Origin of the sequence: Pseudomonas sp. ATCC PTA-122608, assembly GCF_001952855.1 — a bacterium.
Lineage (GTDB): Bacteria > Pseudomonadota > Gammaproteobacteria > Pseudomonadales > Pseudomonadaceae > Aquipseudomonas.
The window spans coordinates 371,333-385,828 of record NZ_LPNO01000052.1 but is presented as its reverse complement, the minus strand read 5'-3'; the positions used below and the strand labels follow the sequence as shown (position 1 = coordinate 385,828).

The 14,496-nt window shown below is 44.4% G+C and carries 12 protein-coding genes; 8 read left to right on the top strand and 4 right to left on the bottom strand.

Going from position 1 to position 14,496, the window contains the following annotated elements:
- Positions 1-47 precede the first annotated feature (47 nt).
- Positions 48-2,645, bottom strand: coding sequence for a hypothetical protein (locus tag AU074_RS29480; protein WP_143503740.1), 2,598 nt, complete (start codon positions 2,643-2,645; stop codon positions 48-50).
- 49 nt (positions 2,646-2,694) lie between these two features.
- On the bottom strand, positions 2,695-5,481 hold the full coding sequence (locus tag AU074_RS29475) for a hypothetical protein (protein ID WP_143503739.1): 2,787 nt from the start codon (positions 5,479-5,481) through the stop codon (positions 2,695-2,697).
- A 415-nt stretch (positions 5,482-5,896) separates the two neighbouring features.
- Between AU074_RS29475 and AU074_RS32860 the strand changes: the two genes are divergently transcribed.
- From AU074_RS32860 to AU074_RS33890, 6 genes are all read left to right on the top strand, one after another.
- On the top strand, positions 5,897-6,184 hold the full coding sequence (locus AU074_RS32860; protein WP_083676742.1) for a hypothetical protein: 288 nt from the start codon (positions 5,897-5,899) through the stop codon (positions 6,182-6,184).
- 534 nt (positions 6,185-6,718) lie between these two features.
- Positions 6,719-7,126 (top strand): hypothetical protein, encoded by a 408-nt coding sequence (locus AU074_RS29465; RefSeq protein ID WP_076017693.1) that lies wholly within the window; start codon positions 6,719-6,721, stop codon positions 7,124-7,126.
- A 166-nt stretch (positions 7,127-7,292) separates the two neighbouring features.
- Positions 7,293-8,303, top strand: coding sequence for a DNA adenine methylase (locus AU074_RS29460; protein WP_256576985.1), 1,011 nt, complete (start codon positions 7,293-7,295; stop codon positions 8,301-8,303).
- Between the two features lie 554 nt (positions 8,304-8,857).
- Positions 8,858-9,235, top strand: a complete 378-nt coding sequence (locus AU074_RS29455) for a hypothetical protein (protein WP_143503738.1) — start codon at positions 8,858-8,860, stop codon at positions 9,233-9,235.
- 62 nt (positions 9,236-9,297) lie between these two features.
- Positions 9,298-9,738 carry a hypothetical protein gene (locus AU074_RS29450; protein ID WP_076017691.1) on the top strand — a complete coding sequence of 147 codons (441 nt, stop codon included), beginning with the start codon at positions 9,298-9,300 and terminating at the stop codon, positions 9,736-9,738.
- Between the two features lie 120 nt (positions 9,739-9,858).
- Positions 9,859-10,461 (top strand): hypothetical protein, encoded by a 603-nt coding sequence (locus AU074_RS33890; protein WP_143503737.1) that lies wholly within the window; start codon positions 9,859-9,861, stop codon positions 10,459-10,461.
- A gap of 89 nt (positions 10,462-10,550) precedes the next feature.
- Here AU074_RS33890 and AU074_RS29445 read toward each other — a convergent pair whose 3' ends face one another.
- Together AU074_RS29445 and ligD are read right to left on the bottom strand one after the other, a co-directional pair.
- Positions 10,551-10,775, bottom strand: coding sequence for a DUF2188 domain-containing protein (locus tag AU074_RS29445; RefSeq protein ID WP_076017690.1), 225 nt, complete (start codon positions 10,773-10,775; stop codon positions 10,551-10,553).
- A 9-nt stretch (positions 10,776-10,784) separates the two neighbouring features.
- Positions 10,785-13,346: a DNA ligase D gene (gene ligD, locus AU074_RS29440; RefSeq protein ID WP_076017689.1), complete on the bottom strand. Its 2,562-nt coding sequence runs from the start codon at positions 13,344-13,346 to the stop codon at positions 10,785-10,787.
- A 150-nt stretch (positions 13,347-13,496) separates the two neighbouring features.
- Between ligD and AU074_RS29435 the strand changes: the two genes are divergently transcribed.
- Positions 13,497-13,739 carry a hypothetical protein gene (locus AU074_RS29435; RefSeq protein WP_076017688.1) on the top strand — a complete coding sequence of 81 codons (243 nt, stop codon included), beginning with the start codon at positions 13,497-13,499 and terminating at the stop codon, positions 13,737-13,739.
- Positions 13,740-13,748: 9 nt separating this feature from the next.
- The gene (locus AU074_RS29430) at positions 13,749-14,441 is read left to right on the top strand and encodes an SOS response-associated peptidase (protein ID WP_076017687.1); all 693 of its coding nucleotides are present in this window, start codon (positions 13,749-13,751) and stop codon (positions 14,439-14,441) included.
- The last annotated feature ends 55 nt before the right edge of the window (positions 14,442-14,496 follow it).

Sequence of the window (14,496 nt, the reverse complement as noted above, 5' to 3'; positions counted from 1 at the left end):
TTATATCATTTGAAGATACAGAAAAAGGGCGCTAAGCCCTATTATCTTTATACGCCTTTCGAAGCGTCGATTTCTACATCGTTCTCGTAAAGTGGCGCTCTTGATTTTGCTCCGTAAATCCATGCTCTTGTCATTCCAGTTAATCCATATGCTCCAAATTTCATAATTGCAGCGATGACGAATGAAACGAAGACAAGGTACAGACACAGCATGATTATCGTGTCCACGGCATTGGCAATGGTGCTTGCATTGGCAGATGCGATGTACGTATTAGAATAAGCTGAGAAGGGAATCGCTTGATACATGAACAGTGTATTCACAAAGTAAACACCCAATAATACGACTGGCCCAAACAAAGCCCAACTGGTGATGTAGACAATCAGTGACTCGAAAGGCTTCCATGTGTCGGTTTCAGGGTCTACTGCGTTTTTGCTTTTACCCAACATTAAGATAAAATGTGGAATAGAAGCAATGTTTGACGCTGTTAATTTGGTCCATAGGTTCATGAAGAACGATATTATTATCATGACGAATGCTATGCCGATTGAGAATTTCAAGTACATCCCCATCAACCAAAGGTATTTGGCTGATTCATTGGCAAATGCTGCAACGTCTTCATTTGCGTAAACCGCTGCTATCAAATACGCCGCTTCGGGACCAAAATCCGTACCGTACTCGCTGAAAACATCACTAGCCTGCGCATTGACCGTGGAAGCGATGGCAAACGCTACCATCGTGTCAGTACCGCCATACATCTTCGCTGAGGCTTTCATTGTGGCTTCTGCCAGTTCAACACCGGCTTTTGCCTTGGCTTTTTCGGTCGGGGAGACGTACATGATTTTGGCTGCTTTCGTCCCGGCGCGTAACTCTGCGGATGCTGCCAACAAGCGATTTCCCAGCATGTCCAATTCTTTGAACACGCCTGCGCACACTCTGCCCGATGGTGATTTCTGGCTTGGGTAACTGATGCATTCGATGGTTCTGTGAATGCTGAAAGGACCGTCATTGCCGTTTGTGAAATACTTATCCAATAGGCCAAAGAAATCGAGGTTCATCGACGCTTCTGCTTGATATGCGCCCATGATTTGGGCACTGGTCCAACGTCTTTCCTGATTGGTTGTGCCCTTCGTATAAGGCACTGTGAAAGCTGGTGTACCTTGCATTAGGGGCCGCTGATATTCGTTGCTCTGGTAGCTGTCGATTTTGGTTGAGTTCACCAATGCTTTGCCCGGATCTGCGAAGTTTGAAGAGGCGTATTGGCTCTGTACGAACCATCCCATCAACGTCAGGTAAGAAGGATTGGTGACGTAGCGGTTGCCAAGCAATCGGCTGTAATTATTGATCTGTGCGCTGCACATGAATGGACTGGAATCACTGGCACACATTTGTGCAGCACATTCTCTTTGAGTGTTCTCCAAATCAGCCATGTTCGAATTGGTTTTGCACACCTGAACCCATCTGTCCTTGGCATCAACAAGGCTCTGTTCACTCACTCCCGGCGCTCTGGTTAAGCGCTGTAGAAAGGCTTCTCCCATGCAGTTTGCGGCGGCGTAAACGTAGGCTTGCATGCCCGTAGGGTCAGTACGTCCGAGGTCATAGTTCTTGATGGCTTCACACGTCATATCCTTGTTGAATTCTGTTGCCGTTGCGCCTTCCGGAAGCTCTTCATGGTTGCTGAGTTTCGCGGCTATTTGTGCAGCATCGACAAGTGCGACTGTGTAAGCGTCTGTGAGTGCTTCTACCTCTAACTGATAAAGGTCAGGCAGTCCGTTTGAGGATGCTGCGAGGATCGTTCCCTCATCTATTTCATGGTCGATAGTGAGTACACAATTCCCTACCTGAGCGAATGCCGACAGGTGTCCTTCATAGCGATTGAAGGTTAGGTTCTGCTGGGATTTACCCGGTTGCTGATTGACACACATCATGAAGTCGATGAGGTTTAGGGATTCCCTTGTGATCTGATTTTTAGCCTTTGGAATCGCCACGAATGGTTGCTCAATCGACTGCTTCGAGAGAATAGCTTGAAGGTTGAAATTGCCTGCCTGTAACGCCCATGCCACTGCGGTGTAGCTCATGACCATGAGCATGTTGGTGTCGTTTTTCTCAGCTTCTGGATCTGACTTGTAGATCGGTATGAGGCACATGACGACGAAGGCAATCAGAATGACATGTCCGATAAAATCGCTTGGCTTCTGTCTGCTTTTTTCATCCTCAGATTCTCCGGTGCTTATCATTGCCTCAAATATCCCCATCAGCGGCATACGTATGACCAATCCGCCGAAGATAGAAGAGAAGAAAATCACTATTAAATAAACTGGTCCTGTGTACATACGCCATGAATCTGAGTTGAACAGATTGGACGCGCCAAGGCATTTGTATTCCCCTGTGAAAAACCAGTGATAATCTAATGGCCCGTTGCGAATGATTTGGACCATGTTGCAGCCAAGCACAGATTCAAGCATTGGGAAAACCAACGCCTGTGTACGTTCATAATCGTTGTAGCTCACTTCTAGATTTTTGCTGGCTGTGTTGTAGCCTAATGGGGAAGAGACTCCCCATGCTTTCACATCAGTGGTTTGCGCAAAGGCTGGTGAAACGGCGCTAAATGAAAGCAGTAGAAGAAGTGAGTAAAGAAAACGTTTCATATGTAGTTTGTGTTTTTTTATTCACTTATTATACCATTGTGAGCGTTCCTTATTTACGGTTACGTCTCAATTTGCGTCCAAGTTTCCCGAATAGGTTATACACGCCTTTCGCCGTTTTTCTGTCGATTATTTTACTAACGACGAAGTAAATGCCACCAGTTGCTGCAACACACATTGCCTCGATTCTGCTTAGGAAGGTTATTCCGTACTGAAGGTATGGCATTGGAATACCCATTACATGTGCGGTTTCTTGAAGCGCCTTCAACGCGTAATTCGTGCATGAGATATTTACGATGAAGAAAATTATGGCGGTTACGAAAATCTCCATCATTTTTTGAAGAATGATATTCGTGTTTTGTCCAATTTCTGCTCCAAGACCATTGGTAGCGTGTTCAGTGATGATCCTGTTGAAGATTCCAGCTAGCTCCCAATTCGTAATGTAGAAAAAGGTAATCAATGGTCCACAAACGAGTGCGCTACAAAGAATTCCCAGCATCGTTGCACCAATCCTTTTGAGGTTGTTCAGGTCGTTTAATTTAGCGAAGGCTAAAATAGCAAACGGCATGGTCACTAGTAGCAACATGAGATACATGATGTTCAGAACGTACAAAAGGTAAAATGGTCCAGTCATGATTGAGATAACCAAGAATTTGAAGGCGGTTGCAAGCATGTATCCTTTCAAAGCCCATCCAAACATTATCGTAGACAATCCGCCTGTAATAGCTCCCACAACCTGCATGAAATTAGGGCTTGATTTCATCGCTTTCTTTTTCTTGCTTATGCCGGATTTTGAAACGCCTGCCTTTTCTTCTGCCTTTGCCTGTTCAGTGGTTACACGGTCTTTCTTCTTGTCTCCGTAGGACGTGGCTGCATAACTGATTAGTTTGGTAGTGGCTGCGAGCATCATGATTTGAGTCATGGTTTCAGAAATCTGCTGACCATATTTCTGCATGCATGTGACAGGGTATTTGGAAGACTTTATGCAAGCGTCCATATCTGTTTTGGGGCTTTCTAGACCTACTCCTACGGCTTGGTAGAAATCGGCTTGTTGGGCTGATGCAGTAGCGTTCGTGCTGTATGCTTTCTGCATGATTGCAGAGCTGTCAGAAAGGCTTGGGGTGCCGTCAGAGTTAGGGATTAGGTTCAGTTCTCTGACGATTTCGCCCATGTTCAAATCGTTGTCGTTAGAGTCGCCATAGCCATGCGCCACCGCCCAATCATCAACGATGTAGCTGCCTAACGCCTGAGTCTGCAATGTTCCCATTGGAGAGGATGTGCCGAACTGATTCTGCGTCGTAGCTGCGAAATTCGCATCGTCCATGATTCCCGGCATAACCCACACAAGGTGCAAGAATCCTTTCTGATAGGCTTCAAGCATTCTTTCAACCAGTTTCTGATTAATCATTGAATTGTGGAACTGAGTGTTTATTTTCAAACGAACATTATAGTATTCCTGAATCAATGCATCGCTTTGTTCCTTGATTTGGGTAGCGTACTGCTCTGTTTTGCCTAAGCCCATTATTTTCCAATCGTTGCTTACGCATGAAGCGTTGCCTGTACTGGCGTTACCTTTTCCACTGTGAGCGTCTATGAATAACTGGGCTGACATTCTAGGCGAGACTGATTTAGAGCAAGCGTAATTGACTATTAAATCCGCAATGGCATCTGATTTAACCATCCAAGGCAAAAAATTCTTACGCATGATGTTTGCTTGTGCGTCCTTGAAGAAAAGTGACAAAGCACTTTGCTTGATTTCAAGGAATCCAGCTGGATTGTCATAGAAGGAAGAGGTTTCAATGTCTGTCATCAATTTCGCGGCTTGGTTTGTAAGTCCTTCGATGTCATCGAAATCACGGTACGATTTGTTGTAATTTATCGCTTTGAGGTACGGTAGAGTTTCGCCTATGTCGGTAGGGTTCTTGGCAAAAGTTACGGCATCCGTCGCCCACATGATCTGGTTAGGGTCTTCTGAAAATCTTTTTTCGAAAATAATATCTTGGTCGCTGTTCGGTTGCCATACATCTGCCGTAGCGTCTCTTATCTTCCAGTCCTGTGAAGGCTTATTAAGGTTGTCGATTGTGTTGTTGAATGCTGATGTGTTTGAGATAACCAGTGACGTAGCGATTAGACCAGCTACGGTGGCTTGTGCTGAGTAGTACGTGTGACTATTTTCTTTCTTTGCTCTGTAATCTGCTAAAGATTCATTCTGAGGCTGTGTTTCCATGTTGCCGGAAATAATGTCGTTGATAAAACGTCCTATAATTGACGCTTCTACTTCTGCACTGCCGTTTGAGGCTGAAAGCAAAGCGTAAGCACCAGTGCTCAAAGAATTGTTAACGCCAAATAATCCCGGCATTAGCCCACCCAAGGCTACGACTGAGATACCTATTGATTGCAAGCCATACGCTCTGTAACGAATTGGCTCATTACCCTTTTCGTGAAATTCACCAGCGAGGACAGCTTTGAACATCGTTACAATCATTGGATAAAGCAAGAAGCAAACAATGCATAATGCGATTCCGTAAGAGAGGAGCATTATGGTGCTGAACATTTCCTGATTTGATGCATTTATGTTTTTCTGGCCTTCCGACAATTCGTCTTCAATTGCCGTCGATTTTGTCACTACACCTTCGCTGTTATTGATCTGACCAAAAATGGCATTGCCTAAAAAACTGTATTTTATCTTTTGGGCGATGTTCTGCGGGCAAACCATGAATTTTGTGTCTATTGATTTACCGTCTTGGGATAAGCCGCATTTTGATGAGTCTGAATCAGCAAAGGCTGAACCTGCAAAAAGGACGGAAAAGAATAGAAGAAAGGGAATTAAACGTTTCATTTGGTTTGTTGTAGTTTGCTCATATTATAGCATTTGGGAATTGAGATTCCGGGGGTTAACGCTAGGCAGTCACAACCACTCCCCAAATCAGAGATTTGGAGTGAAAGGTGTCCTCTGTGGGTGGGATGTTCCTTGGCGGTGTGCGGATTCCTGGAGATCGTGGATCTGCGTTAGGTAGAGCAGGTAGGAGCGTCTTACAATCCAGTCCTTCGACTCTCTTCCAGCATTACTGAGCCTTCCTGCCTATGAGCCACCTCGATCCCATCACTCTCTTCACACTGGGTGACTTTAAGAACGACCTCTTGAAGATCCTGAACACGTTCCCTTCTATCTATATGTGCGAGCAGTCACCAGAGGGCGTGTACGTCGTCCAGCTCGACAAGGTGAACAACCTCGTCGTAGACGACAGACAGCCGTGAATATCCGGTTTGGTGACTTCAAGGCATCAGTGAAGCCGTCGAGAGACGGCGGGATACTCGAAATCCGCTACCGTGCGGTTGAGTTGGACGTGTATGGCGTGCATGACAAGGCTTCTGTTGTGCTACCAGAGGGTGAGGGCATCGTGTTCAGAGAGAGTCAGAAGGTCGTCATGGTGTTCGGCTCACATGCTCCTATTGAATCTGGCGTAACTGATGTGTTGAAAAAAGGGATTGGGAAGGTCGCAAAATGGCGAAAAGGAGAGATGATATTCAAGTCCAACTGATAGCGTTTAATGATTCAAGGTTGGGTTTTGATGCAATATCAAGCGATAACCCAATTATTTTCATGAATTGAATAGATCGATTGGCGCAAGCTGATCGATTTAATCTATCGATTTTGCGCCGTTTCAGTGCGTGTCTCTCCCTCGTTTTTACAAAAAACTCTAAAAAGCTAAATTTCAATTACGCCTATTTTCTTTAAATTGGTTTGCCGATGACCTTCAAGCTCAAGCGGAATAAGGCTTGTAGCCATTTAGCGAATCCTCTCTGAGCTTATAAAATAAACGAAAATTCAATTTAAAGATTTTAACCTAAAATAAAATTCGATTTTTAACGTTGACTTTTGAAGTTTAGGGTGCCTTGACAAATAATTTAGATTTGATATCTTTTGTCTCGTCGAAAGCAAATACGCAATTGATTATGTGCATTACCTAAACCGCGTTTATGTATTTGCATATAGTGTACAAGTGGTTAAGTAGCAAATGTAACACCGCAACACCTTAACAGGCGAAAGCCTCCTTATACGAGAATAGGAAATTATGAATGGTTTAGAAATTATCAAAGCAGCACGCACAGAGTTTGGCATCATTGAAAGCTTTAACTTTTACCCTGAAAAGAAAGCTTTATTGGAAAGCACGTTGAGCTATGCAGTTACTGAATTGCTTGAAGAAATTGATATTGATGAGGATGATTATTTTACAAGATCCCCATATCTTATTCATGACGCTATAAGTAAAAGCTTTAATCCATATGCTTGCTTTCTTTATTTTACACTCACTGGTCGACACAAAATACTCAAACCTATCCCTCATGTCGAAGGCGATGAGCTTGTGTATATCTACAATGATATTTTGAAATCTTTTAAAAAAATATCCAATAAGCAGATTATGAACGCTGCAGATGCTGCATTAGATCATGGTTTGATTAAAAAGGTTTTTTGTAAATAAGATACGATAGTTATTGCTTCACCCTACGTGCATTAACTGAAACGCTTTCACGTTTCTAAAAGCAGTTTTAAACAATACTGCAATGCACACCAAAATAGTTAAAGTCTATTTCTATACATCGAAAGAACATTAACCATCGATGTTGTAGCACTGCTTCGTGTGTTTTTTGAGTATTAAATACCTAGGATCTAAAACAAAACTTTTGGGATTCATTGATTCAGTCGTAACTGATTGCCAAGTCAAAATTAACAAACCATCCGATGAGATCGTTTTATGTGATTTATTCTCTGGTTCAGGGAAAGTCGCTAACCATTTCAAAAACCGGTTTAAAGTCGTTGCAAATGACTTGGAATATTACAGCTACGCTATCTTGAGTAATCTGTTGAACAATGATTCATCCACTGCTTATGAATGCCAGCCGATTATTGACTGGATGAATTATGCGATGGATGCCCATGAAGGTTTTATTTTTGAGAATTACAGTGAGGCTGGTGGTCGCAAGTATTTCACTAACGACAATGCTTTGATGATCGACGCGGGAATTGAACTGATTTACGGCATGTATGCTCGTAAGGAACTGACTGACAATCAGTTCTACTACTGCCTTTGCTCGGTCCTCGAAGCGGCTGACCGTGTGAGCAATACGACTGGGTTTTACTCTGCGTACCTCAAAGAATTCAACAAGGTTTCGCTCAAACCAATTGAGTTCAAAGGGTTCGATTTGAAAGATTCCGTTGCGAGTAATGACGTGTACTTAGGAGACGCCAACGACCTGCTGCAGGAAGTGAGCGGTGACATCCTGTACCTCGATCCGCCTTACACGAACATGCAGTACAGCAACGTGTATCACGTACTCAACACGATTGCGCAGAACGAGAAGCCTGTGATTGCTGGCATTACTGGTCGCCCGGAAGGTCGCAACGTCTCTCCGTGGTCGCACAAAAAGAAAGTGGAAGCTGAATTCAGAACATTGGTTGAATCTGCGAAATTTGAGTTCTTAATTATGAGCTATTCGAACGAAAGCATTATGTCGTCAGAGCTGATTGCTGACGTTATGAGTTCTTATGGCAAATATGAGAGCAGAGAAATACCGCATAAGAGGTTCAACCTTGGAACAAACGTTTCAGATAACAAACAGGTTGTTGAATATCTGCATGTGCTTCACAAGGCTGGATGAGTAAAAAGTAATATCGCAACATCTTAACTTAACAGGCGAAAGTCTATAAATCGGAGAAGGCACCATGAACAAGAAAATGAACAAGAAAATTAAAGAAGTAAATGAATTTTGGGCGAAGGTTTGCCAGATGTACGATGAATCTACAAGGGAAAAAAGCCTATTCATTTTTCAAGACAATTATCACGCCGAAGAAATCGTGAGTATTGAGTATTGAGAATTGGGATATTGATGAAGATGAAGGGTTGAATTTTATCACCAAATTGCAATGGTGTTCATTCGATCATGGATGCACTGCTTGGGAATACGATCTTTCAGAAATTGTCGATGTAGATTGCGAGAAAATGGTAATGATTATGGATAATGGTGCGAGATATAAATTTCGAGTTGAAGACGAGCATTACAGCTTCAGTCATGAGTTTAATAATCGCAACTACTACCCGTTCTAACTGATTACCCATTCGGTAATTATGTTGGTGACTATCGGACATTTTTGTTTTACATAGAAGAAGTACAATAATTTAATAGGCGAACGCTTAAAGACGGAGACGAATAACATGAATAGTGGAATGAGCGATAAAATTAAGAGTGTAAACGAATTCTGGGCGAAGGTTTGTCAGTTATTCGACGAAACAGAAATCGGCGTAAAAAGGCTTTTTATATTTCAAGAGAACTATGATTGTGAAGAAGTGTGGCATATCGATAGTCGAGAAATCTCCGAAGATGAAGGGGTGAGATTTACAACCAAGCTTCAGTTCTGTTCTGTCAAGCATGGATGTACGTCTTGGGTTCTCGACCTTTCTGAGATTGTCGATGTGGATTGTGAAAGTCTGATTATGACGATAGCCGATGATGGAAGATATAAATTCAGGGTAGAAGATGAAGATTATGATTTTGGACATGAATATATGAACAAGGATTATTTTCCATTCTGAATAATTTCGAAGTAAGCCCCTGCCAGCAATTCTGCTGTTCAGGATAATAATAATGGTGATTTATGTTACAAGTGCAACTAAGATTTGAAGGGCAGCAAGAGATTATTAATAAGTTTGTCGCGGATAATTTTCCAGAATGGGATGATGAATCTGACATAAATGATTATGGGGGTGAGCTTTCTGACTTTTTTGATGAATTAGGACTTATCTATCACATAGATAATTATAACGAAAAATCGTTTGGCATCTGTTTTGTTAATCACGGCATTGATGATGAGTGGTCGCAAGATATTTTTGAGTATCTGACCGCATTAGGTATGAATGAAATTTGCATCGATTACGCTGATGAAGACGGTGAATATGCAGGTTATCAAGATTTTAGTACTGGGGTAAGGGAAGGAGAGGAATTTCACGGTGGGGACTTGAATGAAGTAAGCGAGTATTTGCTTGGTGTTATTGAGTCGTGGGATTCCATGCACCATTTATTTGAAAACGAAGAATAATACCTTTCAGTAATTCTGCTGTTCAGGATATTAAGAAGAGTGATTTATTTTTCGATTTTTGAAAAATGGTATAATAATTGGAATGAAGCAATTCAGCTTCATAACGGAAGGTAAATATATATGAGTACACCATTCACAAAAGATAATCTTGATGACATAGTAATAGAATCAATAGCTGATACATTGGATTTCAATAACCAGCAAGCTGTGCTGACGGTTAGGGGCGGTGCTGGTCAGTTAGACCAAACCTATTTTGAAAGATATTCGAATAATAAGGATAAAATACTGAAAAGCGCTGGAGTTACAGAATCATCAATTCCTAAAAGCATAAATGTCGAGAATTTATTGATTGCAAAACAGATAGCTGATTTAGTGAATTTGGATTCTGGTTTGAAAGAAATTAAACGCCATTTCTCAAATGGTCACGTTAAGATCGATACATCAAGCACTGTCACAACTCTTAAATTGGCTAACGAAGATATGATAAAAAATGCTGCTAGTGAAGTGTTGTTGCGTGTAAGCGCTATTCAACATGAGCCAATTGGCAAAGGATACTCAGTAACAATCCCTGCTGTTCACGGTGGTGCTGTTTCAGCCCGTAATTTAGTAGACGGTTTGAAGATTGCTGGTGAGTATGTTACTGAATCATTATCAGCGGTGAAGAACAAGGTTGACTTGAAGCAAAATGAAAAGCCAACGGCAAAAACCAAACTCAAAATGTGAGAAATCCCATGCGATACAAACAGACCGCCCCCAAAGGCGGTTTTTTATGGCTAAAAATAAAGCCCTTATGTGGGCTTTATTTTGATGGTTCAGCCTTTCGACTTCGTTGGGTCAGCGCTTCGCGGATACGTCCGTTCTTCCTGAATCGTACCATCCTCCTTGTGTATTTTCAGGGAAGCAGTTTTGCCTTCAAGGAATTCAGTCGCAAGCTTGATGATTTCCGCCTTGGTATCAGCAGTCTTGGAGGCTCGTTCAGCACCCTGCTTTTTGAAAATCCAATGGTCGCCAGATTTGGTGATATGGTAATTATCCATGTCGATCTCCTATTTTTTGAGTCCAATTCTTCGACGCATTTCAGTCGTAATAGTTTGTTTTGTTTTCTTATAATCCTTCCAAGGATCGTCTCCAAGCTGACCTAGACGCTCATGAAGGTTGTGGATGTTCCAGACATTCGCGCCTTTGATTTCGTGAATTTCTTCTTTAAAAATCGGCACTGAAACCGGCAAATCTTCGCGTGTACGCACGGCATAAGCATTGATTGTTGTTGCGCCTTTACCGTTGCGAAGGTAGTCGATGAAGATCTTGCCAATGCGATTCTTCGGACCTAGCACCGACGAGAAGCGGTCAGGAATCAGCTTTGCCATGTACTGGACAATTGCCTGACTGAATCGCTTCACAGTATCCCAATCGTCCTTTGGAGTCAGGGGTACAACTACATGGATTCCCTTACCGCCACTAGTCTTGATGAACGACTTCAAGCCAAGCTCATCCAGAATCGTGAGAGTCAGTGTGGTGGCTTCTACCATCGATTTCCACGGTAGGGCAGGATCAGGGTCAAGGTCCAACACAAACCGGTCTGGACGGTCCAGATCCGGCGCTTGGGCATTCCAAGAATGGAACTCAATGGTGCTCATTTGCACTGCTCCAACGAGTGCTTCGGCGTTGTTGATGAGCATTACTGATTCACCTTCGACTGTCTCAATGCCGGGTATCGGTAGACGTTCAACGTTCTTCTGAAAGAACAGTTCACCAGCGATGCCTTCGGGCGCACGTACCAAGGTAATGGGACGGTCTTTGAGGGTAGGAAGAATCCAGTCAGCGACACTCACATAATATTCAGCCAACTGCATTTTGGTTGAGCCACTGGACGCATCTATGACACGTTCCGGGTGAGTGATTCGGATCTTGCCGGACGAAGGAGAGGGTGCCTTTTTGACAGATTTTTTCTTCGATGCAGGTTCAGGTTTCTCCGCTTCAACTTCTTTTGCCGGCACTGGTGTTTCTTCTGTGATTTCTTTGGCTGGTTTGTCGTTCCTCAAACCGTGGAAAACCGAGTGACGTACAGATCCATCCTTGGTGATTTCGGCATACGCTACTTCTGCCAGTAGCTCAGGTTTGAGCCAATGGACTCCTTTTGCGTCAACGCCTTTCGGTGGGTTCACGACCGCTGGCTTTTCTATCTCCAACGGTTGGAGTTGAGCAAGGATGGTTCGTAGGGTCTTGTCATTGAAGCCTGTGCCGACTTTCCCAGCATATCGAAGCTCGCCACTGTCCTTATCGTGTAATCCCAGCAGGAGCGCCCCAAACGACGTTCTAGAGCCTTTTGGCTCGGAGTAGCCGACCACTACGAACTCTTGGCGATGTTTGCATTTGAGCTTGATCCAGTCATCACTGCGCCGGGATACATATGTACTCCCCGCACGTTTTCCTATCAAACCTTCCATGTTCATCTGGCAAACGCTGGTGAGAAGGTCGCTTGCTTCCTCGCCAAAGTCCTCTGAGAACCTGATTATTTCGTCCTCCGACCGCTCCAGAACCTTTGCCAATGCTGACCGGCGTTCTTCGACTGGAACATCTCTGAGGTCCACGCCGTTCAGGTAGGGCATGTCAAAAAGGTAGAAAACTATTGATCCGCTTTTGCCACTCTCAAAGGCATTTTGGAGCATCTGAAAGCTGGGTACGCCGTTCTCGTCAGCCGCAATCATTTCACCATCGAGCCACGCCGATTCGAGTGCCAGGCTAGCTAACGCTTCCGCCTGTTTTGGCATTTTGGCAGTCCAGTCATGACCGTTTCTGGTGAACAGTTTCACGTCACCATTCTCGATTCGAGCCATCATCCGATAGCCGTCAATCTTGATTTCGTACCGCCAGTCACCAGACGGTGCAGTCTCCACCAGCTTAGCGAGCTGGGGTTTTATAATATCGGGAATCGATAAAGGTTTCGCACCAGTGAGCTTGGTGGATTTGGCTCGTTTGCGAGGTTCAGGAACCGTCTCTACTGGCTTGGGTTCTGCTGCTTTACCACGCTTTTTCGGGATGATGGTTCGGTCACTGATGACGGAATCGGGCAACTCTTTCACTACGTCATAATCAGCTTGTGGCTTCGCTGCTGAATCCTGATGCTTGATAAGGAACCAAGGCTTCGATTTCCCTTCCTGATGGGTGCGAACAAGGTTCCACAACCCTCCGAGTTTTTCACCTTCTAGCTCGAATTTCAGCTTCCCTTTTTTATAAGACTCAACTGGATCGCCAATGCATTTCCAGATCCCACGGTCCCACACAATTACATCCCCGGCACCATAGTGACCTTCTGGAATGTGGCCTTCAAACGTGGCGTAATCCAAGGGGTGGTCTTCAACCTCCATCGCCAAGCGCTTCACCTGTGGATCTAGACTCGGACCCTTGGGAACCGCCCAACTCTTCAACGTACCTTCGATCTCAATCCGAAAATCGTAGTGAAGCCTTGAAGCATCATGCTTCTGAATGCAGAACTGCAGAGCATGGTCTTCAAACTTCTTCTTGCGAGTCGTTTTCCTCGCTCCAGAAGGCTCTGGCGTTGCGTCGAAGTCACGTTTCTTGTTGTACTCGTCCAGTGCGTCAGTCATCACTATTTTCCTCTCAACTCTTCGTTTAAGAGGAATGCGGAGCGGTAGTAGTTCCTGCCAACGATGACGAAGGAATGGGTGAAGCCAAACGGTCTGAATTTCTGCTCCGTGGTGGCATCAGAATACTGTCATCTACGGAAGGTCTGACCCATGAGCAAAGACAGCAAAGCCCTTGTAGCCGGGATTTTTGACCAGCTTCGCACGCTGCGTGAAACCGTTACTGACCTCGAAACGGTTGACGAAAAAGAAGTGATTTCTCTACGTGGTGCGCAGACTGTCGATGTGGATGGTGCTGTTCATTTATCGTTCATGAAGCTTCAAGACCAGATCGCTGCGATGGAAGAAACCTTGGCGACGATTGCCGAGGCTACCGGCGAAATCCCCAAGCTCTAGGAGAAGGCTATGTGCGGTCGATTTGTGATGTTCAGGTCTATGGATGAGTACGTTCAGGAACTCGACCCGCAAGGCGATCTGTTCGCCAAAGTCGATAGGACTCCCATCGCTCGATATAATATTGCGCCTTCCACTGACGTTCAGGTCATGCACGTTGAGCCTGATGGACCTCAGATCCATGCAGTGCATTGGGGCTGGAAACGCGAGGTTCAGTATCCGAAACCCAAGGTCGTTCAACCGATAAATGCGCGTATAGAAACCATTGCTCGCGGTCGGTTTTACAAGACGCTGTTCCCGGATCACAGGGCTTTGATCCCGGCAGATGGATGGTACGAGTGGGTGAAGGAACCCGGTGATGAGAAGAAGCAACCGTTCTTCATACGGTTGAAGTCTCACAAGCCAATGTTCTTTGCTGGTCTGGCTCAAATTGAGGACGGTCCCACTGCTGATGAGCCTGCAGGGATGGTGATAATCACTGCTGATGCTGCGGGTGGTCTGCTCGACGTACACGACAGAAGACCGGTAGTCCTTTCCCCGGAGCTTGCTCGGGAGTGGCTTTCGCCTGACATGACCAAAGATCGCGCCAAGGAAATCGCGAGGGATTGTGGTCTGCCACCTGACGAATTTGAGTGGTATCCAGTGTCAAAGGATGTGGGTAATGTGCGTAATAAAGGTGAGTATCTAATCAAGTCGATAACGTGAATAAGCGACAAGGGGGTGAAGGGTTTACTGATGCAGTCATGATGGGTTTTGATCT

Excerpts from the sequence above, each read along its gene's own strand:
- AU074_RS29430 (WP_076017687.1), top strand. The coding sequence starts at position 13,749 with ATGTGCGGTCGATTTGTGATGTTCAGGTCTATGGATGAGTACGTTCAG.
- AU074_RS29450 (WP_076017691.1), top strand. The coding sequence starts at position 9,298 with ATGTTACAAGTGCAACTAAGATTTGAAGGGCAGCAAGAGATTATTAAT.
- ligD (WP_076017689.1), bottom strand. The coding sequence starts at position 13,346 with ATGACTGACGCACTGGACGAGTACAACAAGAAACGTGACTTCGACGCA.
- AU074_RS29455 (WP_143503738.1), top strand. The coding sequence starts at position 8,858 with ATGAATAGTGGAATGAGCGATAAAATTAAGAGTGTAAACGAATTCTGG.
- AU074_RS29480 (WP_143503740.1), bottom strand. The coding sequence starts at position 2,645 with ATGAAACGTTTTCTTTACTCACTTCTTCTACTGCTTTCATTTAGCGCC.
- AU074_RS29435 (WP_076017688.1), top strand. The coding sequence starts at position 13,497 with ATGAGCAAAGACAGCAAAGCCCTTGTAGCCGGGATTTTTGACCAGCTT.
- AU074_RS29445 (WP_076017690.1), bottom strand. The coding sequence starts at position 10,775 with ATGGATAATTACCATATCACCAAATCTGGCGACCATTGGATTTTCAAA.
- AU074_RS29475 (WP_143503739.1), bottom strand. The coding sequence starts at position 5,481 with ATGAAACGTTTAATTCCCTTTCTTCTATTCTTTTCCGTCCTTTTTGCA.
- AU074_RS33890 (WP_143503737.1), top strand. The coding sequence starts at position 9,859 with ATGAGTACACCATTCACAAAAGATAATCTTGATGACATAGTAATAGAA.
- AU074_RS29465 (WP_076017693.1), top strand. The coding sequence starts at position 6,719 with ATGAATGGTTTAGAAATTATCAAAGCAGCACGCACAGAGTTTGGCATC.